Source organism: Streptomyces sp. NPDC020489, assembly GCF_044386545.1.
Classification (GTDB): Bacteria; Actinomycetota; Actinomycetes; order Streptomycetales; family Streptomycetaceae; genus Streptomyces.
In genome coordinates this window covers 185620-206817 of record NZ_JBIRUZ010000006.1, presented here as the reverse complement: position 1 = coordinate 206817, position 21198 = coordinate 185620, and the positions used below count along the sequence as shown (strand labels likewise).

Annotated in this window: 19 protein-coding genes and 1 tRNA gene; 14 read left to right on the top strand and 6 right to left on the bottom strand. The window is 73.3% G+C overall.

From position 1 onward, the window contains the following. Positions 1-94: 94 nt before the first annotated feature. A complete protein-coding gene (locus tag ACH41F_RS18050; protein ID WP_391234365.1) occupies positions 95-718 on the bottom strand; it encodes a 5-formyltetrahydrofolate cyclo-ligase in 624 nt (207 codons plus the stop codon). Between the two features lie 93 nt (positions 719-811). Here ACH41F_RS18050 and galU point away from each other — a divergent pair, with 93 nt between their 5' ends. From galU to ACH41F_RS18015, 7 genes are all read left to right on the top strand, one after another. Further along, a complete protein-coding gene (galU, locus tag ACH41F_RS18045) occupies positions 812-1714 on the top strand; it encodes a UTP--glucose-1-phosphate uridylyltransferase GalU (RefSeq protein WP_391234367.1) in 903 nt (300 codons plus the stop codon). A gap of 5 nt (positions 1715-1719) precedes the next feature. Further along, positions 1720-3042 (top strand): gephyrin-like molybdotransferase Glp, encoded by a 1323-nt coding sequence (gene glp, locus ACH41F_RS18040; RefSeq protein WP_391234369.1) that lies wholly within the window; start codon positions 1720-1722, stop codon positions 3040-3042. A gap of 85 nt (positions 3043-3127) precedes the next feature. Beyond that, on the top strand, positions 3128-3607 hold the full coding sequence (gene moaC / locus ACH41F_RS18035) for a cyclic pyranopterin monophosphate synthase MoaC (RefSeq protein ID WP_391234371.1): 480 nt from the start codon (positions 3128-3130) through the stop codon (positions 3605-3607). Further along, a complete protein-coding gene (locus ACH41F_RS18030; protein ID WP_391234373.1) occupies positions 3604-4110 on the top strand; it encodes a molybdenum cofactor synthesis domain-containing protein in 507 nt (168 codons plus the stop codon). The genes moaC and ACH41F_RS18030 overlap by 4 nt, the downstream gene beginning before the upstream one ends. Positions 4111-4130: 20 nt before the next feature. Then, positions 4131-4775: a GNAT family N-acetyltransferase gene (locus tag ACH41F_RS18025; RefSeq protein WP_391234431.1), complete on the top strand. Its 645-nt coding sequence runs from the start codon at positions 4131-4133 to the stop codon at positions 4773-4775. A gap of 195 nt (positions 4776-4970) precedes the next feature. Further along, positions 4971-6254 carry a gephyrin-like molybdotransferase receptor GlpR gene (gene glpR / locus ACH41F_RS18020; RefSeq protein WP_391234375.1) on the top strand — a complete coding sequence of 428 codons (1284 nt, stop codon included), beginning with the start codon at positions 4971-4973 and terminating at the stop codon, positions 6252-6254. 116 nt (positions 6255-6370) lie between these two features. Beyond that, positions 6371-6444, top strand: a tRNA-Ala gene (locus tag ACH41F_RS18015). 65 nt (positions 6445-6509) lie between these two features. Here the strand turns inward: ACH41F_RS18015 and ACH41F_RS18010 are convergent. Then, positions 6510-9095: an FtsX-like permease family protein gene (locus ACH41F_RS18010; RefSeq protein WP_391234377.1), complete on the bottom strand. Its 2586-nt coding sequence runs from the start codon at positions 9093-9095 to the stop codon at positions 6510-6512. After that, positions 9089-9874 (bottom strand): ATP-binding cassette domain-containing protein, encoded by a 786-nt coding sequence (locus ACH41F_RS18005; protein ID WP_391234378.1) that lies wholly within the window; start codon positions 9872-9874, stop codon positions 9089-9091. The genes ACH41F_RS18010 and ACH41F_RS18005 overlap by 7 nt, the downstream gene beginning before the upstream one ends. A 209-nt stretch (positions 9875-10083) precedes the next feature. Between ACH41F_RS18005 and ACH41F_RS18000 the strand changes: the two genes are divergently transcribed. Together ACH41F_RS18000 and ACH41F_RS17995 are read left to right on the top strand one after the other, a co-directional pair. Further along, on the top strand, positions 10084-11352 hold the full coding sequence (locus ACH41F_RS18000) for a sensor histidine kinase (RefSeq protein ID WP_398836543.1): 1269 nt from the start codon (positions 10084-10086) through the stop codon (positions 11350-11352). Then, positions 11325-11984 (top strand): response regulator, encoded by a 660-nt coding sequence (locus ACH41F_RS17995; protein ID WP_398836541.1) that lies wholly within the window; start codon positions 11325-11327, stop codon positions 11982-11984. Before ACH41F_RS18000 ends, ACH41F_RS17995 begins: the two co-directional genes overlap by 28 nt. A 14-nt stretch (positions 11985-11998) precedes the next feature. Here ACH41F_RS17995 and ACH41F_RS17990 read toward each other — a convergent pair whose 3' ends face one another. Continuing rightward, entirely contained in the window at positions 11999-12475 is a 477-nt protein-coding gene (locus ACH41F_RS17990) for a GNAT family N-acetyltransferase (protein WP_391234384.1), read from the bottom strand. A 67-nt stretch (positions 12476-12542) separates the two neighbouring features. Between ACH41F_RS17990 and ACH41F_RS17985 the strand changes: the two genes are divergently transcribed. Continuing rightward, complete coding sequence (locus ACH41F_RS17985; protein ID WP_391234386.1) at positions 12543-13346, top strand: exodeoxyribonuclease III; 804 nt, start codon at positions 12543-12545, stop codon at positions 13344-13346. Between the two features lie 22 nt (positions 13347-13368). Here the strand turns inward: ACH41F_RS17985 and ACH41F_RS17980 are convergent, their stop codons facing one another. Continuing rightward, on the bottom strand, positions 13369-14013 hold the full coding sequence (locus ACH41F_RS17980) for a MerR family transcriptional regulator (RefSeq protein ID WP_391234388.1): 645 nt from the start codon (positions 14011-14013) through the stop codon (positions 13369-13371). Between the two features lie 133 nt (positions 14014-14146). Here ACH41F_RS17980 and ACH41F_RS17975 point away from each other — a divergent pair, with 133 nt between their 5' ends. The 4 genes from ACH41F_RS17975 (at position 14147) to ACH41F_RS17960 (ending at position 17808) form a co-directional block, all read left to right on the top strand. After that, positions 14147-15691, top strand: coding sequence for an NAD(P)-binding domain-containing protein (locus ACH41F_RS17975; RefSeq protein WP_391234390.1), 1545 nt, complete (start codon positions 14147-14149; stop codon positions 15689-15691). Further along, positions 15688-16605, top strand: a complete 918-nt coding sequence (locus tag ACH41F_RS17970) for an alpha/beta fold hydrolase (protein WP_391234391.1) — start codon at positions 15688-15690, stop codon at positions 16603-16605. Before ACH41F_RS17975 ends, ACH41F_RS17970 begins: the two co-directional genes overlap by 4 nt. Continuing rightward, entirely contained in the window at positions 16602-17486 is an 885-nt protein-coding gene (locus ACH41F_RS17965) for a short-chain dehydrogenase/reductase (protein WP_391234393.1), read from the top strand. Before ACH41F_RS17970 ends, ACH41F_RS17965 begins: the two co-directional genes overlap by 4 nt. Before the next feature lie 112 nt (positions 17487-17598). Beyond that, on the top strand, positions 17599-17808 hold the full coding sequence (locus tag ACH41F_RS17960) for a hypothetical protein (RefSeq protein WP_391234396.1): 210 nt from the start codon (positions 17599-17601) through the stop codon (positions 17806-17808). 117 nt (positions 17809-17925) lie between these two features. Here ACH41F_RS17960 and ACH41F_RS17955 read toward each other — a convergent pair whose 3' ends face one another. Continuing rightward, positions 17926-21165 (bottom strand): S41 family peptidase, encoded by a 3240-nt coding sequence (locus ACH41F_RS17955; protein WP_398836539.1) that lies wholly within the window; start codon positions 21163-21165, stop codon positions 17926-17928. Between the last annotated feature and the right edge of the window lie 33 nt (positions 21166-21198).

Genomic DNA, 21198 nt, shown 5'->3' with positions numbered 1-21198 from the left:
GACACCCGGGGGCTGACGCGGTGCCCCAGGGCGGGCGACCCGTCGTGGGGCCCTCCACGCGCGCGTGGAGGGCCCCTCGACGGTTCGCCGTGCCTCAGTCCTCCGCGCGGAAGCGCCGCACGCCTGACGGCGTCACCACCGCGTGCACCGGTCGGTCATGCGCCTCCTCCGGCACGGACCCGACGATTTCGACGTCGTAGAGCAGCACCACCAGCGCGGGATGCGCGCCCGCGCGCTCCAGGCGCGCCAGCACCCGGTCATAGGATCCGCCGCCGCGCCCCAGGCGCATACCGCGCGCGTCCACCGCCAGGCCCGGCAGCAGGACGACGTCGGCGGCGGTCACGGCGTCCGGGCCCAGGCGGGGGCCGGCGGGCTCGAAAAGGGCCATCTTCCCGCCGTGCCGGACGCGCGTCAGGGAGTCCTCGCCGGTGTACGCGCCCCAGTCCAGGTCGTTGTCGGGCAGGAGCGCCGGGAGCAGGACCCGCACGCCCCGCGCGCGCAGCGCGTCCAGGAGCGCGAGCGTGCCGGGTTCGCTCCCCACGGAGACGTACGCCGCCACCGTGCGCGCCCGCGCCAGTTCGGGCAGCTCCAGCGCCCTGCGGGCCAGCGCGGTCGCGGATTCCCGCACGTCATCGGCCGTCAACCTGTTCCTCACCGCGAGGAACTCCCGCCGCAACGTTCGCTTGTCAGGCTCGGCCGGACGTCCGATGTGGCTCACAGGTCGCTCCCGTACCCTTCCAATACGCTCATATCAGAGCTAATTAATCGGAGCCTCAGATTCCCTGCAAAGGCACCGGATAAGGTTGCGGGCATGACTCAGTCACACCCTCGGATCAGCAAGGCTGTCATTCCCGCAGCAGGTCTTGGCACCCGGTTCCTGCCGGCCACCAAGGCCACTCCCAAGGAGATGCTGCCGGTCGTCGACAAGCCGGCGATCCAGTACGTGGTCGAGGAGGCCGCCTCGGCGGGTCTCGACGACGTCCTCATGATCACGGGCCGCAACAAGCGGCCGCTTGAGGACCACTTCGACCGCAACTACGAGCTGGAATCGGCGCTCCAGAAGAAGGGCGACGCCGGCCGGCTCGCGAAGGTGCAGGAGTCCAGCGACCTCGCCACCATGCACTACGTCCGCCAGGGCGACCCCAAGGGCCTCGGTCACGCCGTCCTGTGCGCGGCGCCGCACGTGGGCCACGAGCCCTTCGCCGTCCTCCTCGGCGACGACCTGATCGACCCGCGCGACCCGCTGCTCAAGCGGATGGTCGAGGTCCAGGAGCAGCGCGGCGGCAGCGTCATCGCGCTCATGGAGGTCGCGCCCGAGCAGATCCACCTCTACGGCTGTGCGGCCGTGGAGACCACCGAGGACGGCGACGTCGTCAAGGTGACCGGCCTCGTCGAGAAGCCGGACGCCGCGGACGCCCCGTCGAACTACGCGGTCATCGGCCGCTACGTCCTCGACCCGCACATCTTCGACATACTGCGCACGACCGAGCCCGGCCGCGGCGGCGAGATCCAGCTCACCGACGCCCTCCAGCAGCTCGCGGCGGACGAGAAGGTCGGCGGACCGGTGCACGGCGTCGTCTTCAAGGGCCGCCGCTATGACACCGGTGACCGCGGCGACTATCTGCGTGCCATTGTCAGACTCGCGTGCGAACGTGAGGACCTGGGCCCGGACTTCCGGACCTGGCTTCGCCGTTACGTAGCCGAGGAGATGTAGCAACGTTGAGCAGCGCCGCGCCCCACGCCACCGGCCAGGACCACCTCTGGTCGGTGGACGAACACCTGGAGGACATCCTCGCGACCGTCCGCCCCCTGGAACCCATCGAGCTGCAACTCCTCGACGCCCAGGGCTGCGTCCTGGTCGAGGACGTCACGGTGCCGGTCTCGCTGCCGCCGTTCGACAACAGCTCCATGGACGGGTACGCGGTGCGGGTCGCGGATGTCGCGGGCGCGAGCGAGGAGTTCCCCGCCGTCCTGGAGGTCGTCGGGGACGTCGCCGCGGGCCAGGCCGACCTGCTCCACGTGGGCCCCGGCCAGGCCGCCCGCATCATGACCGGCGCCCCGCTGCCACCCGGCGCCGAGACCGTCGTCCCCGTCGAGTGGACCGACGGCGGCCTCGGCGAGGGGCCCGTGACCGGCATGCGCGCCCGCGCCCTGGCTCCCGAGGGCGCCGAGGGGCACGTGCACGTGTACCGGCCCGCCGAGGCACGCGCGCACGTACGCGCGAAGGGCAGCGACGTGAAGGCCGGCGACCGCGCCCTCGAGGCCGGTACCGTCCTCGGCCCGCCGCAGATCGCGCTGCTCGCCGCCATCGGCCGCGGCACGGTACGCGTACGCCCGCGCCCGCGCGTGGTCGTCATGTCCACCGGCAGCGAACTCGTCCCGCCCGACGAGCAGCTCGGCCACGGCCAGATCTACGACTCCAACAGTTTCGCCCTCACCGCGGCCGCCCGGGACGCCGGTGCCATCGCCTACCGTGTCGGCGCCGTCGCCGACGACGCCGAGACCCTCCGCGACACCATCGAGGACCAACTCGTCCGAGCCGACCTCATGGTCACCACGGGCGGAGTGAGCGTCGGGGCGTACGACGTCGTCAAGGAGGCGCTGTCGCACGTCGGCGACGAGGACGAGGCCGGCAGCGGCATCGACTTCCGCAAGCTCGCCATGCAGCCCGGCAAGCCCCAGGGCTTCGGCTCCATCGGCCCCGACCACACCCCGCTGCTCGCCCTGCCGGGCAACCCCGTCTCGTCGTACGTCTCCTTCGAGCTGTTCGTCCGGCCCGCGATCCGCGCCCTCATGGGCCTGGAGGACGTGCACCGGCCGCGCGTGACCGCGACGCTGACCGCGCACAAGGCGCTGACCTCGCCGAAGGGGCGCAGGCAGTTCCTGCGCGGCAGCTACGCCGACGGCGCGGTGACCCCGGTCGGCGGCGCCGGGTCGCACCTGGTCGCCGCCCTCGCGCACGCGGACGCGCTGATCGTCGTCCCCGAGGACGTCGAGTCCGTCGAACCCGGCACCGAGGTCGAGGTGGTCCTGCTCGGCTGAGCGCTCCTGGTTGGCGGTACCGTGTCGCGCACAACAGGCCCGCGCGCCGTACCGCGAAGGGCCGGGACCGGGAGCGCCGCACAGCATGAGTACGCAGGACCGACTGACCCACATCGACGAGGCGGGCGCCGCCCGCATGGTCGACGTATCCGACAAGGACGTGACCGCGCGCACCGCCCGCGCCAGCGGCCGGGTCCTCGTCTCGCCCCGGGTGATCGAGCTGCTGCGCGGCGAGGGCGTCCCCAAGGGCGACGCCCTCGCCACCGCGCGCATCGCGGGCATCATGGGAGCCAAGCGCACCCCGGACCTGATCCCGCTGTGCCACCCGTTGTCGGTGTCAGGTGTGACACTGGATCTGTCGGTCGCGGACGACGCCGTGGAGATCCTCGCCACGGTGCGGACGACGGACCGCACGGGCGTCGAGATGGAGGCCCTCACCGCGGTCTCCGTCGCCGCGCTCACCGTGATCGACATGGTCAAGGCGGTCGACAAGGGAGCGGTCATCACGGACGTACGGGTCGAGGAGAAGACGGGCGGCAAGTCGGGCGACTGGAGCCGGGCATGACGTATCGCGCACTGGTGGTCACCGCCTCCAACCGGGCGGCGGCCGGGGTCTACGAGGACAAGGGCGGTCCGTTGATCGCCGCGGGCCTGAAGGACTTCGGGTTCGAGGTCGAGGGGCCGCAGGTCGTGCCGGACGGGGAGCCCGTCGAGGCAGCCCTGCGCGCGGCCGTCGACGCCGGTTTCGACGCCGTCGTCACCACCGGCGGCACCGGTATCTCGCCCACCGACCGCACCCCCGAGGCGACCCGCGCGGTGGTCGACTACGAGGTGCCGGGCATCGCCGAGGCGATCAGGGCGTTCGGACGGCAGAAGGTGCCGACCGCCGCGCTCTCCCGGGGGCTGGCGGGGGTGGCGCGCGGGACGCTGATCGTCAATCTGCCGGGTTCCACCGGTGGGGTGAAGGACGGACTCGCGGTCCTTGAGCCCCTGTTGGTCCACGCCGTCGAGCAGATCCGCGGCGGGGATCACCCCAGACCCGGGGCCGGCAGTGGGGGTGCGAGCTGAACAGCCCGTCCTGGCCCGTGGTGCTGGCGGACGGCGATGTCGTCCTCCGGCCCATAAGGATGCGCGACCAGCGTGCCTGGCGTGACGTCAACCGGCGCAACCGCGACTGGCTGCGCCCCTGGGAGGCGACCATCCCGCCGCCCACGCCCACCGGACCGATCGTGCACCGGCCGACCTACCGGCAGATGGTGCGGCATCTGCGCTCCGAGGCGAACGCGGGCCGGATGCTGCCGTTCGTCATCGAGTACCAGGGGCGTCTCGTCGGGCAGTTGACGGTGGCCGGGATCACCTGGGGGTCGATGTGTTCCGGGCACGTCGGCTACTGGGTGGACGAGTCGGTGGCCGGCCGCGGGGTGATGCCGACAGCGGTGGCGCTCGTCGTGGACCACTGTTTCCGCACCGTCGGCCTGCACCGCATCGAGGTCTGCATTCGCCCGGAGAACGGTCCCAGCCGCCGGGTCGTGGAGAAACTCGGATTCCGTGAGGAGGGGATCCGGCCCCGTTATCTCCACATCGACGGGGCCTGGCGCGACCACCTCGTCTTCGCGCTCACCGCGGAAGAGGTGCCGGAGGGACTGCTCGGGCGCTGGCAGCGGGCACGCGCACAGCAGGCGCCGCACGACACCCCCCGGAACCCGCAGAACACGCCGGGGAACCCCGCATAGCGTGGGAAGCGCCAGGGAAATTGAATAAATGTTCGAGAATGATCGTGCGGCGACCGTCTCAGGGCGTTAATTTCGCGGCCAGGCGGCCTGTTGATCGCATCGGTCACAAAAAAAGCTAGAAATATCAGCCAGATCGTGCGACACACCGGCCCAATTGGCGGATGGCCTCACGCGAATCCCTCTACCGTGTGAGGCGTGAGCAGCAGCGGCCTCATCTACGCAGTCATTGTCGGGGCCTGGGCCGCCTACTTGGTGCCGATGTGGCTCCGTAGGCAGGACGAGCTGAACGAGGCCCGTCCGACGGAACGCTTCAGCACCGCCATCCGGTTGCTGTCCGGACGGGCGGGGATGGAGCGCCGGTACGCCAAGGACCTGCGGGCGCGCTCCACCGAGGAGGGGGAGTCCAGCGCCGTCGACCCGGATGCCGTCACCGACTCGGTGGACGTCCGGGCCTTCGCCATGCCTCCGACGCGCCCGCAGGCGCGCGCGGAAGTGAGGGCACCGGAGCGCCGGGAAGCGGCGCGTGAACCGATGCGCGCGCCGGCGCGCGAGCGTGGGGCCGATCCGGCCGCGCACGCCCCGGCCCCCCACTCCCCCGCGTCCGCCTCCGCATCCGGATCCGCGCCGACGCGCAAGCACGTGCCCGCGGCCCGGCGCTCGCCCGCCGCGGAAGCCGCCGCGGCGCGCGCCCGGCGCACGAAGGCGCTCGCACGCCGGAGGCGCACCACAGTGGTGCTCTTCTTCGCCTTCACCCTGGGCGCGATCGTCGCCGCCGTCGGGGGGCTCACGTTCCTGTGGGCGCCCGGCGTGCCCGCGATACTGCTCAGCGCGTACATCGCCTACCTGCGTTCCCAGGAACGCCGCCGGTTCGCCTACCAGATGGACCGGCAGCGGGCCGAGGAGGCCGCCCAGCGGCTGAAGGAGCGGGCACGCCAGCCGCGCCGGCGCCCGGCGGCCGAGACCGTTGACGCGGACGACCCGGACGAGGGACCAGAGACGCAACTCGACCCCGGGCTCTCGGCCCTCGCCGCCGACCGGCGCGCCCTGGTCGAGCAGACCGACCACGCCGAGTGGGTCGACCAGCAGCGCGAGCGGCAGCGCAGGCCGGGCCACGGCGACAGCTGGGAGCCGGTGCCGGTGCCGCTGCCGACGTATGTGACGGCGCCGGTAGCCCCGCGCGCCACGGCCGACGTGGACCTGGGCGCGCCGGACGCGTGGAGTTCCGCGCGGTCCAGCTCGGTCGCCGGGGAGCGGGAGGCGCACGGTGCCGCCACCGAGTCCCACGCCGAACGGGACGATGCGGCCGGGCACCGGGCGGCGGAGGCGTCGGCCGACGTCGACGACGAGGACCGGGCCGAGGAGGGCGGGCGCAGCGACGCCCGTCGGGCCGCGTCCGCGCGACGGGCGCGGGAACGGGGGCGTACGCCGCTGTTCGACCAGTACGAGGACGGCGAGCGGCCGCGCGCGGCCAACGAGTAGAAGCGGCGCCCCGGGCGGTCGCGGCCACCCGTCCCACCTGTGGCTGGGCCGCCGGGCAGGCAGAGAACGGATTTCCAAGCACCCCGATCGGGGTGCTAAGGTTTCACTCGTTGCAAGGGCCTGTGGCGCAGTCCGGTAGCGCACCTCGTTCGCATCGAGGGGGCCAGGGGTTCAAATCCCCTCAGGTCCACGCAGCATAGAGCCTCTGTCGGTGAGAACCGACAGAGGCTCTTGCACGTTCCGGGGCCTTGTTCGTCAGGGTCGGGCGGGGGTGTTGCGGCGTAGTGCGAGAGCCGCCGGGAGCACTGCCGAGGTGATCGCCAAGACGGCGCAGGTTCCGGTGACCGTGGCGAGCTCGGGCCAGGGGAGGCGGAGCGCGGCGGGGGCCGACTGGAGGTGCAGGGCGCTCGACATGCCGGCGAGGTCGAGTGTCGTCACCAGCAGCCCGAGCAGCGCCCCGACCGCCACCACCACCGCCGCCTCCACGGCGACCAGGCGCAGCACCTGGCCGGTCGTCGCCCCCGCGAGCCGCAGGGACGCGAACTCCCGCTCACGGTCGGCCGTCGCCATGAGCAGGGTGTTGGCGAGGGAGATGGCCGTGTACAGCAAGGCGATGCCCAGGACCAGGAGAACACCCAGGCGGGTCCTCTCGTCGGTGCCCGAGAAGCCGCCCGTGGGATAGGCGTCCCGCAGCCACGCCTCGCGCGTGCGGACCGTCGCGTCCGTGGAGCGCACCGCCTCTCGCAGCCGCGCCCCCGCGGTGGCGGACGCCCTCACCTCCACCCGGTCCACGGTGGCGCGAGGCGCGTTGGCGGGAGTGACGTACACCCCGTTGTCGCCCGTGCCGACCGGCATCACCGCGGCGATCCGCAGTGACCTGCGGGTGCCGTCGCCGAGCCAGACGCCGACCCGTCGGCCGACCTCGTGGTGGGCCCACTCCTCGTTGACGACGATCGAGTCGTCGTCGAGGTCGGTGAGGCGCCCGGCGGTCACGGGGAGGCGTACGGTCGCCGCGAGCGCCCCCGGATCGGCCGCGCGCGCCTCGGACTTGATGAGGGCGACGCCGTCCTCCAGGACGTACACCGCACCCGACGCGGACGCCGAGACCTCGGTGCCCGGGATCGCGCGCAGGCGGTGGAGAGTGGCCGGGGAGAAACCGGTCGGCGAGGTCACCACGAAGTCGGACACTGTCCGCGCGCGGGCTTCCGCCGCCCTTGCCTCGTCCAGGGTCGCCGTGGCGCCGAGCAGTGAGCCCGTCAGGGCGACCAGGACCAGGACGGGGGCCGCGACGGCGGCCGTACGGCGGACGGCGGCGCCCGCGTTGGCGCGGACCAGGGTGCCGCGCGGCACGAGCAGGCGGAGCAGCGGGCGGACCAGGGCCGGGGCGAGCAGGGCGGTCGCCGTGATCAGCAGCATCGGGCGGCTGACGTACGTCTTGCGGTGCAGCAGGTCGCCCGGGTCCGTGGAGAGGGTGAGCGCGAGGGTGACCACGGCCGTGATCAACAGGGCCGCCCCGCACAGCAGACGGCCCCGCGTCAGGGCCCGTTCGTCCACCGCCGCCTCCCGCAGCGCCTGCGTCGGCGCGGTCCGGCCCGCCCGCCAGGACGCGGCGGCCGCCCCGCACAGGGCCACCGTCAGACCGGTCCAGAAGGCGAGGTGGTACGGCCACACGTGGTCGCCGATCCGGAACCAGGCCGGGGCAAGACCGCCGGCCACCACCCGCTCGGCCAGCCAGGGGGAGGCGTACGCCCCCAGCGCGCAGCCCACCGCGGACGCCGGGGCGCCGACGAGCAGCGCCTCCGCCAGGACCGTCCGGCGGATCTGGCCCGGCGTCGCGCCCGCCGTGCGCAGCAGGCCGAACTCGCGTCGGCGCTGGGCGACCGTGAAGGCGAAGGTCGACGCCACGACGAACACCGACACGAACCCGCTCACCCCGCCCGCCGTGCCGAACAGCGCGTTCAGCGTGGTGAGCGCCTCCGCGTCCCGCCCGGGATCGGCGTCCGCGAGCCGCCGGTCCGCCCCCGTCAGCACCTGAACGCCACCGCCCGCGGCCCCAGCTCCAGAGTCACCGCGTGCCTCCCGACCCCCCGAGCCCTCGCGTGCCTCCCCGGTCCGCAGGTCGCCCCTCGTCGGCTCGGCCCCGGCGCCCCCGGTGCCCCCGGCGTCCCCGTCCGCCGACGCGCCCTCGGCGCCCCCGGTGCCTCCGTCCGCCGACCCGCCCCCGGCGCCCCCGCCCCCCACCACCCGCCGTACCGCCGCCGCGTCCGCCTGCACCACCAGTTGTGTGCTCACCGGCGCCAGCTGGGCCGCTCGTGCGTCCGTGTAGAAGAGGGCTCGTTCGAAGCCGCGTGCGGCCACCGTGCCGACGACCCGCACCACCCCGTGGGGCGTGTGCAGGCGTCGGCCCACCGGGGTGTGGTCGCCCGTGGCGACGACCTCGTCCGCGGTCCGGGGCGCGCGGCCCGTGGTGAGTGCGTACGGCGCGAAGGCCGCGGTCGACCACGGGTGGCCCACCAGGTCGCCGCGCACGGCGAAGGTGCGGTCCTCGGTGACCTTGCCGAGCTTGCGGAGCGCGGCGATCGTGTCCGCCGGGACGGGGCGCGGCTGCGCCAGCTCCTGGACGCGGTCGCCGACCGGGGTCGGCACCCGCAGGGTGTCCTGGCCCCTGACCACGACCGGGGCCGCGGCGAACCGTTCCGGCGCGCGGTGCGGGGCGTCGAGGGAGGAGGCGAGGGCCAGGCCCATCACGGCGATCAGGGACACCCCGAGGGACAGCGCGACGAAGCTGCCGAGGAAGGCGGTCCAGCGGGAGCGCAGGGTGAGCACGGCGAGGGTCAGCACGGGACGACCTCCGACCCGCCGGCCCCGCGGGCGCCGGCCGTCGTGTCCCTCGCCGCCGCCCCCGTCTCCAGCGACGCCATGCGCCCCGCGATCTCCTCGGCCGACGCCCCCGTCAGCTCGCCGTGCACGCGCCCGTCGACCAGGAGGACGACGCGGTCGGCGTACGACGCGGCGAGCGGGTCGTGGGTGACCATGACGATCGTGCGGTCCTCGGTGTCGACCAGCGCACGCAGCAGCGACAGCACCTCGCGCCCGGCGCGCGAGTCCAGCGCGCCCGTCGGTTCGTCGGCGAAGAGCACCTCGGGGCGGGTGATCAGCGCGCGGGCCAGGGCGACGCGCTGCTGCTGGCCGCCGGACAGCTGCGCGGGCCGGTGCCGGGCCCGTTCGCCGAGCCCGACCCGGTCGAGCGCCTCACGCGCGCGTGCCGTCGACACGCGCCGGCCGGCCAGCCGCAGCGGCAGGACGACGTTCTGCTCCGCGGTCAGGGAGGGCAGCAGGTTGTACGACTGGAAGACGAAGCCGATGCGTTCGCGGCGCAGCAGGGTCAGCCGCCGTTCGCTCAGCCCGGTCAGTTCCGTGCCGCCGACCCGTACCGAGCCCGATGTCGGCCGGTCCAGGCCGGCCGCGCACTGGAGCAGCGTCGACTTGCCCGAGCCGGAGGGGCCCATGACGGCGGTGAAGGTGCCCTGCCCGAAGCCGAGCGAGACGTCGTCGAGCGCGGTCACACCGCTGTCGCCGTCGCCGTACCGCCTGCTGACCGACGTCAGTTGGATCGTCATCTGCCCTCATCGCGTCCGAAGGAGTCCCTCGCGGAGGCGGCCCGGAAGGCGGCGTCCGCGGGGAACGGTGAAGAGGGCTCCACGAAACCCCGCCGCCGCCCTCCGGGGCAGTGCGGCAGGACCGAGACCCGGGGTAGGGCCAGGCATACCCCCGGATCTCCGCCTGGACCGATTCCCCCGGCCCCCGCCCGCCTCCTACCGTGATCCCCATGACGGTGTGGCAGGCGCTGAGCAGGCGCGGATACCTGGGATCGGCATGGCCGTGGCGGTCGGTCGCCTTCCTGGCGAGCGGGGCGCTGTTCGGGGCGGTCGTCCTGGTGGGGATCGTCGCGGGGGTCGCCGTGGGCGGTGCCACGGCCGTCGTGCTCGTCGGGCTGCCGCTGCTGGTGCTCACCGCGCTCGCGGGGATCCCGGTGGCCGCCGTCGAGCGCCGGCGGCTCCGGCTCGCGGGGGTGGGGCCGGTGCCGGGGACGGGGCACCGGGTGCCGGACGCGCCGGGGCTCACCACCTGGCTCACGGTGCGGCTCAAGGAGGGCGCGACCTGGCGGGAACTGGCGTACGCCGTACTGCTCGCGCTGGTGCTGTGGCCGCTGGACGCGCTCGTCGTCGCCCTCGCCGCCGGGGTGCCGCTGTTCCTGCTGGCGACGCCGCTGCTGGTGGCCGTCGACGGCGAGGCGAAGGTGGTCAAGCTGTGGACGGTCGACACCTGGCCGGTGGTCCTCGGGGTCGCGGCGGCGGGGGCGGCCTTGCTGCTCGTGGGGGCGTACGTCCTCGGTGTGAGCGCCGGGGCGCGCGGAGAGGTCGCGAGAGTGCTGCTGCGCTCCTCCCGGGACAGCGAACGCGTCACCGAACTCGTCCGCTCACGCGCGCGGTTGGTCGACGCCTTCGAGGCGGAACGGCGCCGCATCGAGCGCGACCTGCACGACGGCGCCCAACAGCGCCTCGTCGCCCTCACCATGACCCTCGGACTGGCCCGTCTGGACGCGCCGCCCGGCCCGCTCGCCGACCAACTCGCCAAGGCCCACGGGGAGGCCGGACAAGCCCTCACCGCACTGCGGGAACTCATCCACGGCATCCACCCCAAGGTGCTCGCCGACTACGGCCTGGAAGCCGCCGTGGCGGACGCGGCCGACCGCAGCCCGGTCCCGGTCGACCTCGAACTGGACCTCCCGGACCGGCTGCCCCAACCCGTCGAGAGCGCCGGGTACTTCGTGGTCTGCGAGGCCCTCGCCAACGTGGCCAGACACAGCGGGGCGAGCCGGGTGACCATCAGCGGAGGCCACACCGGCGGACGGTTGACCCTCGACATCCGCGACGACGGCCGCGGCGGGGCCGTCACCGGGAACGGCACCGGTCTCACCGGTCTCGCCGACCGGGTGTCAGTGCTCGATGGCAGACTCTCCCTGTCCAGCCCGCCGGGTGGACCGACCCTGCTGCGAGTGGAGATCCCGTGCCGGCCGACCGAGTCCCGCGCGTAGTCCTCGCCGAGGACAGCGTGCTGCTGCGCGACGGACTCGTCGCACTGCTCACACGGTTCGGGTACGAGGTCGTCGCGGCCGTCGGCGACGCGGACGCGCTCCTCGCGGCCGCCACCGAGCACGCGCCCGACGTGGTCGTGACCGACGTCCGGATGCCGCCCGGCTTCCAGGACGAGGGGCTGCACGCGGCCGTGAAACTGCGCGAGGACCGGCCCGGACTGCCGGTGCTGGTGCTCAGCCAGTACGTGCAACGCGCGTACGCCGCCGAACTCCTCGACTCCGGCGACGGCACCGGCGTCGGCTATCTGCTCAAGGACCGGGTGGGCCAGGTCGAGGAGTTCGTGGCCGCGCTGCGGGAGGTGGCCGCCGGGGGCACGGTCGTCGACCCCGAGGTCGTACGGCAACTGCTGCGCCGGCGCCGGGATCCGCTCGCCCGGCTCAGCCCGCGCGAGCGGGAGGTGCTGGCGCTGATGGCCGAGGGCAGGTCGAACGGCGCGATAGCCAAGGCGCTGGTGGTCTCGGACGCCGCCGTCGGCAAGCACATCGGCTCGATCCTCACCAAGCTGGACCTGCCGCCGGCGGACGACACCCACCGGCGGGTGCTGGCGGTGCTCGCGTACCTCAGAAGCTGACCCCGCGGGTCTTCTCAGAGGGCCTTCGCGAAGCACCGGCTCGCCTCGTGGTGCCGGTAGTAGCCGAACTTCTCGCACGGCTCGTAGCCGCTGGACACGTACAGCGCGATGGCCTCCGGCTGCTTGTCGCCGGTCTCCAGGACCATGCGCACCCGGCCCGCGGCACGGGCGTCCTCCTCCAGCGCGGCCAGGATGCGCCGGGCGAGGCCCTGGCCGCGCGCCTGCTCTATGACGTACATGCGCTTGAGCTCGGCGTCGCCGTCGCGGTTGCCCTCCCCGTTGGCGTCCTGGACCCGCCAGCCGCCCGTGGCGACGGGGACGCCCAGCTCGTCGTAGGCGATCAGGTAGACCCCGTTCGGGGGGTCGAAGTCCGCCGGGTCCATGGGGGTGGCGTCGCCGCCGTCGCCGTAGCGGACGCCGTACTCGGCCTGGACCTGGTCGTTGAGCTTGACGGCGTCGGGGTGGTCGAAGGAGACGCGACGGATATTCATGCTTCCTACCGTATGTGAATGCATTCCAGAGACGGGATCCCGTCCAGTGTGCCGGTATCGTTCCGGGGTGCTCACTGTGACCTCTGTGAATGTGAACGGGCTCCGCGCCGCCGCGAAGAAGGGTTTCGTGGAATGGCTCGCGGGGACCTCCGCCGACGTGCTGTGCCTCCAGGAGGTGCGCGCCGAGCCGCAGCAGCTGCCCGAGGAGGTCCGCACCCCCGAGGGCTGGCACGTGGTGCACGCCCCCGCCGCCGCCAAGGGTCGGTCCGGTGTCTCCCTGTACACGCGCCGGGAGCCCGACCGCGTCCAGGTCGGCTTCGGCTCCTCGGAGTTCGACACCAGCGGGCGCTACGTCGAGGCCGACCTGCCGGGTGTGACGGTCGCCTCCCTCTACCTCCCCTCCGGCGAGGTCGGCACCGAGCGGCAGGACGAGAAGGTCCGCTTCATGGACGAGTTCCTCGCCTACCTCAAGGACCTGCGCGAACGCTCCGCCGCCGACGGCCGCGAGGTCGTCGTCTGCGGCGACTGGAACATCGCCCACCAGCCCGCCGACCTGAAGAACTGGCGCGCCAACCAGAAGAGCTCCGGCTTCCTGCCCGAGGAGCGGGAGTGGCTGACACGCGTCCTGACCCTGTCCGACGGCGGCTACGTCGACGTGGTGCGCACCCTCCACCCGGAGGTCGAGGGACCGTACACCTGGTGGTCGTACCGGGGGCGGGCCTTCGACAACGACTCGGGATGGCGCATCGACTACCAGCTCTCCACCCCGGGTCTCGCCGCCAAGGCGGTCAAGGGCTTCGTGGAGCGGGCCGCCACCCACGCCGAGCGCTGGTCGGACCACGCGCCCGTGACCGTCGTCTACGACCTCTAGGTCCCCTTCCGGACCCGCCGCTCTAGTCCGGCTTCCGCAGTCGCCGGTCCAGGGCCAGGGAGAGTTCCGCCTCCACCACGCTGCGTGCGAGGGGGCGCAAGCGGGGGATGTCGGACTCCGTGGCGTGCCGGAGGACCAGGTCGGCGAACATCTCCGCCAGGGCGTCGACGTGTTCGCGGACGCGTCGGCCGGCGGCGAGGACCTCGGCGAGGGGGATGCCCTCGGCGACCAGGGCGGAGGACACGTCGAGGAGGCGGCGGCTGATGTGGACGATCTCGCCGCCGTCGGTGCCGAGGTAGCCGAGGTCCAGGGCGGCGGCGAGGTTCTCCGCGGTGACCTGGCCCTCGAAGCGGGCGGCGAGTTCCTCGGGGGTGAGGTGGACCGGCTCCTCCTCGGTGGGCGGGGCGACGCCCAGGAGGTCGGCCACGTCGCGGCCGTGGTCCAGCGCCTCGGCGAGTTCCGCGATGCCGGTCAGGGTGTGGCCGCGTTCCAGGAGTGCCGCGATGGTGCGCAGGCGGGCCAGGTGGTGGTCGTCGTACCAGGCGATGCGGCCCTCGCGGCGGGGCGGCGGGATCAGCTTGCGTTCGCGGTAGAAGCGCAGGGTGCGCGGTGTGATGCCGGCCAGGCGGGCCAACTCCTCCATGCGGTACTCGCGCTTGTGCGTCACGCCCGCAGCCTATGTTGTACCGCCGGTAACTTTCCTTCCCCGCCCCCTACCCATCGGTACGCCGCTGTCCTACGCTCCCATTGCGCCAGTGTTCACTGGCAGAGTCCGATGAGTGATGCGTGGAGGCTTCGGGATGACCGAGCACGAGCATGTGCGGGTGGCGGTGATCGGGTCCGGGTTCGGCGGGCTCGGGGCCGCCGTACGGCTGCGGCGCGAAGGCGTCACCGACTTCGTCGTCCTGGAGCGGGCCGACAGCGTCGGCGGCACCTGGCGGGACAACAGCTACCCCGGGTGCGCCTGTGACGTGCCCTCCCACCTGTACTCCTTCTCCTTCGCGCCCAACCCCGACTGGCCGCGCACCTTCTCCGGGCAGCAGCACATCCGCGCCTATCTGGAGCACGTCACCGACGTCTTCGGGCTGCGCCCGCACCTCCGCCTCGACTCCGAGGTGAAGATGATGACCTGGAACGCCGAGAGGCTGTGCTGGGACATCGAGACCAGCAGCGGCAGGCTCTCCGCCGACCTCGTCGTCTCCGCCACCGGGCCGCTCTCCGACCCGAAGGTCCCCGACATCCCCGGCCTCGACTCCTTCCCCGGCAAGGTCTTCCACTCCGCCCGCTGGGACCACGACTACGACCTGCGCGGCAAGCGGGTCGCCATGGTCGGCACCGGCGCCTCCGCGATCCAGATCGTGCCCGCCATCCAGCCCCTCACCGAGCGGCTCACCCTCTTCCAGCGCACCCCGCCCTGGGTCATGCCCCGCGTCGACCGGGCCATCGGCGGCGCCGAGCGGGCCCTGCACCGGGCGCTGCCCTTCACCACCCAGGCGAGGCGCGGACTGCTGTGGGGCATCCGGGAGTTGCAGGTCCAGGCCTTCACCAAGCGCCCCAACGAGCTCGGACTGGTCGAGAAGCTGGCCAAGGCCAACATGGCACGGGCCATCAAGGACCCCGCGCTGCGGGCCAAGTTGACCCCCGACTACCGCATCGGCTGCAAGCGGATCCTGCTGAGCAGCACCTACTACCCCGCGCTCGCCCAGCCCAACGTCGACCTCGTGGCGAGCGGGCTCAGCGAGGTCCGCGGCTCCACCCTCGTCGCCGCCGACGGCACCGAGACCGAGGTCGACGCGATCATCTTCGGCACCGGTTTCCACGTCACGGACATGCCGATCGCGGACCGGGTCGTGGGCGCCGAGGGCAGGACCCTCGCCGAGGCGTGGAAGGGCGGGATGGAGGCGCTGCGCGGGGCCTCCGCCGCGGGCTTCCCGAACTGGATGACGATCATCGGGCCCAACACCGGGCTCGGGAACTCCTCCATGATCCTGATGATCGAGTCCCAGCTGAACTACCTGGCCGACTTCGTACGGCAGCTCGACGTGCTGGGCGGCCGGGCGGCCCTGGACGCCCGGCCGGGCGCCGTGGCCGCCTGGAACCGGCGGGTGCAGGAGCGCATGCGGCGCACGGTGTGGAACACCGGCGGCTGCACCAGCTGGTACCTCGACGAGAACGGCCGCAACACCACCATCTGGCCCGGGACCACGACCGAGTTCCGGCGCGCGACCCGGCGCGTGGACCTCACCGAGTACCAGGTGATCCGCGCCAGGACCGCCGGGAACGGGCCCGAGAAGGACCTGAAGGACCTGAAGGACGACACGGACGAGAAGAAGGTGAACGCGTGAGCCGGCTCATGCACGTGGCCTCCGGGCCGTACGCCCCACCCACTCCCACGCGTGAGCTGACCGCGGTCTCCGCCGACGGCGCGCGCCTGCACGTGGAGGTCCACGGGGCGCAGGACGCGCCGCCCGTGGTCCTCGTGCACGGCTGGACCTGCTCGACCGCCTTCTGGGCGGCGCAGATACGAGACCTCGCCGTCGACCACCGGGTCATCGCCTACGACCAGCGCGGCCACGGACGCAGCCCGGCGAGCCCGGTGTGCAGCACCGACGCCCTCGCCGACGACCTGGAGGCCGTGCTGAGGGCGACGCTCGCGCCGGGGGAGAAGGCCGTGCTCGCCGGGCACTCCATGGGCGGGATGACGGTGCTGGCGACGGCCGACCGCGCGGTGTTCCGGGAGCACGCGGCCGCCGTCCTGCTGTGCAGCACCGGTGCCTCGCGGCTGGTCGCCGAGTCGACGGTCGTCCCCCTGCGGGCGGGACGGCTGCGGACCTGGCTGACCAAGCACGTCCTCGGCTCCCGGGCCCCGCTCGGGCCGGTCACGCCGCTCGCCCGCCGGATCCTCAAGTACGCGACGATGGGGCCGGGTTCGGCCCCGCACATGGTGGAGGCCTGCGCGCGGATCGTGCACTCCTGTCCCCGCCAGGTGCGCCACGCCTGGTCCCAGGTCCTCGACCTGCTCGATCTCGACCACGCGGTGCGGTCGGTGCACGTCCCGACGGCGGTCGTGGTCGGCAGCGCCGACCGGATGACGCCGGCCGTGCACGCGCGGTCGCTGGTGGCGGCGCTGCCGCACTGCGTCGGGCTCACCGAACTGCCCGGGCTCGGGCACATGACGCCGGTGGAGGCACCGGAGCTGATCACCGGCAGGATCCGGGAGCTCGTGGTGACGTACGCAACGATCAAGGAGGGCGCATGAGCAGGGTCAGTCTCGAAGGGCAGGTCGCGGTCGTCACCGGGGCGGCGCGCGGTGTCGGCGAGTTGCTCGCGCGCAAGCTGTCCGCGCGCGGGGCGCGGGTGGCGCTGGTCGGGCTGGAGCCGGACGCGCTCAAGCAGGTCGCCGAGCGGCTGCACACCGACAGCGACCACTGGTACGCCGACGTCACCGACCATGAGGCGATGGCCCAGGTGGCGCGGGAGGTGAAGGAGCGGTTCGGGAAGGTCGACATCGTGGTGGCCAACGCCGGTGTGGCCAGCGGCGGTCCGTTCGTCGGCTCCGATCCGGAGGCGTGGCGGCGGGTGATCGAGGTCAACCTGATCGGCTCGGCGGTGACCGCGCGGGCCTTCCTGCCGGTGCTGATGGAGAGCCGGGGGTATCTGCTGCAGATCGCCTCGCTGGCGGCGATCACCCCGGCGCCGATGATGACCGCGTACTGCGCGTCCAAGTCCGGTGTGGAGGCCTTCGCGCACAGCCTGCGGGCCGAGGTGGCGCACCAGGGCGTACGGGTCGGGGTCGGCTATCTGTCCTGGACCGACACGGACATGGTCCGCGGGGCCGACCAGGACGACGTCATGCGGGAGTTGCGGCAGCGGTTGCCGTGGCCGGCCAACAAGACCTATCCGCTCGGACCGGCGGTGGACCGGATCGTGGCGGGCATCGAGCGGCGGGCCGTCCATGTGTACGGCCAGGGGTGGTTGCGCGGCATGCAGGGCGTGCGCGGGTATCTGCCGGGGATCATCGGGACGGTCGGGCAGCGGGAGATGCGGCGGTTCGGGGACCGGCTGGCGGGGGTCCGTTCGGGGCTCGTCGGCGCGGGCGGGGCGGCGGACGAGGAGGCGCGTGCCGCGCGGCGCGGCTGACCACGGCTACGCACCGTAGTTGATCGACATGCGCACGGTGACCGGTCGTGTGAATCTGGTCGAGGCCCCGGTACGGGGCTCATCCCCTCACCCGATTCGGGAGTGAACCCACATGGGTATGAAGGACCAGTTCCAGGACAAGTCGGAGCAGTGGCAGGAGCAGGCCAAGCAGAAGGCCCAGCAGGGCCGGGAGCAGGGCCGGGAGCAGGGCCGCGAGCCGGGTCGCGAGCCGGGTCGCGAGCGCGGCCAGCGGCGTGACGAGGAGTCGGAGCGACTCCAGCGCGAGGAGCAGGAGCGGCTGGAGCAGGACTACGACATGTAGCTGCGGCTCGCTTCAGCCGTGAACGTGGGGTGCCCTGTGTGTCGGGGCACCCCACGTCCGCGTGCCCGGCCGCAGGGCCCGGCGGTCCCCACCCCCCGGGACCTCCCGACGCGCCCCCTAAGACGTCGACCTGGGCGGCAGTTTCGGGCGGGAACGGTCCGGCACGTTCGCGTAGTCCGGGGGTGTCGCCGGCGGGGTCTTCCGCAGCAGCTCGACCGCCAGTCGTACGGCGTCGTCGAGCTGGACGTGTCTGCCCTCCGCCCAGTCCAGGGGGGTGCGCAGCACCTCCAGGTCCGGGGTGACGCCGCGGTTCTCGACGGACCAGCCGTAGGTGTCGAACCAGGCCGCGTTCATCGGGACCGTGATCACGGTGCCGTCGCCGAGGGTGTGGCGGCCGGTCATGCCGACGACCCCGCCCCAGGTGCGCTGGCCGACGACGGGGCCGAGCCCGAGGAGTTTGAAGGCGGCCGTGATCATGTCGCCGTCGGACGCGGTGGCCTCGTCGGCGAGGGCGACCACCGGCCCCCGGGGGGCGTTGGAGGCGTACGACACCGGCTGGGCGTTCCGCGTGAGGTCCCAGCCGAGGATGGTGCGGGTCAGTTTCTCCACGACCAGTTCGCTGATGTGGCCGCCCGCGTTGCCGCGTACGTCGACGATGAGGGCGGGGCGGGAGACCTCCAGGCGCAGGTCCCGGTTGAACTGGGCCCAGCCGGAGCCGCCCATGTCGGGGATGTGCAGGTAGCCGCAGCGGCCGCCGCTCAACTCCCGCACCACCTGGCGGCGTTTTGCCACCCAGTCCTGGTAGCGCAGCGGGCGTTCGTCGGTGAGCGGGACCACCGCCACCCGCCGCGCGCGGCCCTCGCTCTCCGCCGGGGTGAACGTCAGCTCCACCGTCGTACCGCCCGCGCCCGCCAGGAGGGGGTAGGGGCCGGTCACCGGGTCCACGGGGCGGCCGTCCACATGGGTCAGGACCGCGCCCTCGCGGATGCCGGTGCCGGCCAGCGGGGAGCGCGCCTTGGAGTCGGAGGAGTCGCCGGGCAGGATCCGGCGGACCGTCCACCCGGCGTCCCTGCGGACGAAGTTGGCGCCCAGCAGGCCCTGCAGTCGCTGGTAGTGGGGCGGGCCCTCGTTGCGGCGGGCCGGGGTGACGTAGGCGTGCGAGGTGCCCAGTTCGCCGAGGACCTCGCGCAGGAGGTCCGCGAACTCGTCCGGGGTGGCGACCCGTTCGACCAGCGGGCGGTACTGCGCCAGCACGCCGTCCCAGTCGATGCCGCACATCCCCGGCTCCCAGAAGTACGCGCGGATGATCCGGCCCGCCTCCTCGTAGGACTGGCGCCACTCGGCGCCCGGGTCCACCTCGTGCAGGATGCGGCGGGCGTCGATCCAGACGGTCGAGTCGCTGTCGCCGGTCTCGGTGGCGGGCACCGCGCGCAGGTCGCCCTCGTCGAAGACGACCAGGCGGGAGCCGTCGCCGCTCACCGCGAACCAGTCGAGGTGCTCGATCAGTTCGGACTTCTTCGCCTTGGTGATGTGGAAGTGCTCCAGGGTCGGACGGCCGCTGGTGTCGTCCGGGTTGGCGAAGGTCTCGCCCAGCGCCCCCGAGATCGGCCAGCGCAGCCAGACCAGTCCGCCGCCCGCCACCGGGTGCAGCGCCGAGTACTTGGAGGCGGCGACCGGGAAGGGGGTCACGCGGCTCTCCAGGCCCTCGACCTCCACGGTGACCGCGCTGCCGTCGCCCGGCTCGTCCTCCGGGTCCAGGCCGCCCGCGGCCGGGCGGCCCTCGGGGTTCAGCGCGAAGGGGGAGGGGGTCGCGGACGAGAGCGGGACCAGGTACGGGCGGCAGCCCAGCGGGAAGGACAGGTCGCCGGTGTGGACGTCGTAGACCGGGTCGAAGCCCCGCCAGGAGAGGAAGGCCAGATAGCGGCCGTCCCGGGTGAAGACCGGGTTCTCGTCCTCGAAGCGGCCGTTCGTCACGTCGACGATCAGCCGGTCCTTGATCCGGGCCATCTTGATCTGGCGCAGCGAGCGGCCGATGCCCGGGTGCGACCACGTCAGCCAGCAGCCGTCGGGGGAGAAGGCCAGGTCGCGGACCGGGCCGTTGACCGAGCGGATCAGCTCGGTGACCTCGCCGGTGGAGTCCTCGGTGGCGTCGATGAGGAGGAGGCGGCCGTCGTGGGAGGCGAGGGCGAGGCGTTCGCCCCGGGGGTCGGCCGCCAGCTCCAGGACCCGGCCCAGGGCGCCGGAGGCCAGGCGGCGGGGCGCGCGGTCGCCGGTCGCGCGCGGGAGGTACGCGATCTCGACCGCGTCCTCGCCCTCCGCGTCGGTCACGTACGCGACCTGGCCGACCGGGCCGAGCATCTCCGGGAGCCGGACCCGTACGCCGGGGGTGTCGGTGATCGTGCGGGCGGGGCCGTCGCGGTGGGTCAGCCAGTACAGGCTGCCGCGCACGACCACGGCGCTCGCGCGGCCCGTCTCGTCCACGGAGGCGCTGTCCACGTGGTGGGCGGCCGGCACCTGGTAGGCGCGGCGGCCGGTGCGCGGTCCGTCCAGCCGTACGTCGAGCCGGCGCGGCTCGCTCGCGAGGTCGTCGACGATCCACAGGTCGCCCGCGCACTGGTACACCACCCGGGTGCCGTCACTCGCCGCGTGCCGGGCGTAGAAGGCGTCGTGGTCGGTGTGGCGGCGCAGGTCGGAGCCGTCGTGGGCGCAGGAGTAGAGGTTGCCGACGCCCTCGTGGTCGGAGAGGAACGCGATCCGGCCGCCGACGAACATGGGGGAGTGGAGGTGACCCTCGAGGTCCTCCAGCAGGCGGTGTCCGTGCAGCCAGAGGCGGCCGGTGGCGCCGCCCCGGTAGCGCTTCCAGGCGGCCGGTTCGTGCGGCGGGGTGCCGGTCAGGAGCAGGGTGCGGCGCTCGCCGTCGAGGTCGGCTACCTGGAGGTCGGAGACCGGGCCCCAGGGGAGCTTGCGGCCGGGGTGGCCGTCGGTGGGGACCTTGTAGGCCCAGGTGAAGTACGAGAAGGGCTCGCCGTGGGAGGCGACCGCGAGGATCTGGGCGCCCTGGTCCCCGTCGGGGGGTGTCCAGCCGCAGACCTGGGTGTCCGCCGAGCCCCAGTAGGTGAGCCGTCTGCCCGGGCCGCCCGCCACGTCGATCAGATGGATCTCCGGCACCAGGCTGCGCCAGCTCGTGTACGCGAGGTGGCGGCCGTCGGGGGAGAAGCGGGGGTGGCCGACCTTGGTGCGGTCGGCGGTCAGCCGCCAGGCGCGGGACGTCCCGTCCAGGGGGGCCAGCCACAGGTCGTCCTCGGCCACGAAACACAGCAGGTCACCGCTCAGGTGCGGCAGGCGCAGATAGCTCACCTCCCCATGCTTTTCCGGGGGATGGACCGGAGC

What these genes read in the sequence shown, in the direction of transcription:
- ACH41F_RS17960 (WP_391234396.1), top strand. Translation starts at nt 17,599, where the DNA reads ATGGGTATGAAGGACCAGTTCCAGGACAAGTCGGAGCAGTGGCAGGAG.
- ACH41F_RS18030 (WP_391234373.1), top strand. Translation starts at nt 3,604, where the DNA reads ATGACGTATCGCGCACTGGTGGTCACCGCCTCCAACCGGGCGGCGGCC.
- ACH41F_RS17965 (WP_391234393.1), top strand. Translation starts at nt 16,602, where the DNA reads ATGAGCAGGGTCAGTCTCGAAGGGCAGGTCGCGGTCGTCACCGGGGCG.
- ACH41F_RS17990 (WP_391234384.1), bottom strand. Translation starts at nt 12,475, where the DNA reads ATGAATATCCGTCGCGTCTCCTTCGACCACCCCGACGCCGTCAAGCTC.
- ACH41F_RS18000 (WP_398836543.1), top strand. Translation starts at nt 10,084, where the DNA reads ATGACGGTGTGGCAGGCGCTGAGCAGGCGCGGATACCTGGGATCGGCA.
- ACH41F_RS17975 (WP_391234390.1), top strand. Translation starts at nt 14,147, where the DNA reads ATGACCGAGCACGAGCATGTGCGGGTGGCGGTGATCGGGTCCGGGTTC.
- ACH41F_RS18005 (WP_391234378.1), bottom strand. Translation starts at nt 9,874, where the DNA reads ATGACGATCCAACTGACGTCGGTCAGCAGGCGGTACGGCGACGGCGAC.
- galU (WP_391234367.1), top strand. Translation starts at nt 812, where the DNA reads ATGACTCAGTCACACCCTCGGATCAGCAAGGCTGTCATTCCCGCAGCA.
- moaC (WP_391234371.1), top strand. Translation starts at nt 3,128, where the DNA reads ATGAGTACGCAGGACCGACTGACCCACATCGACGAGGCGGGCGCCGCC.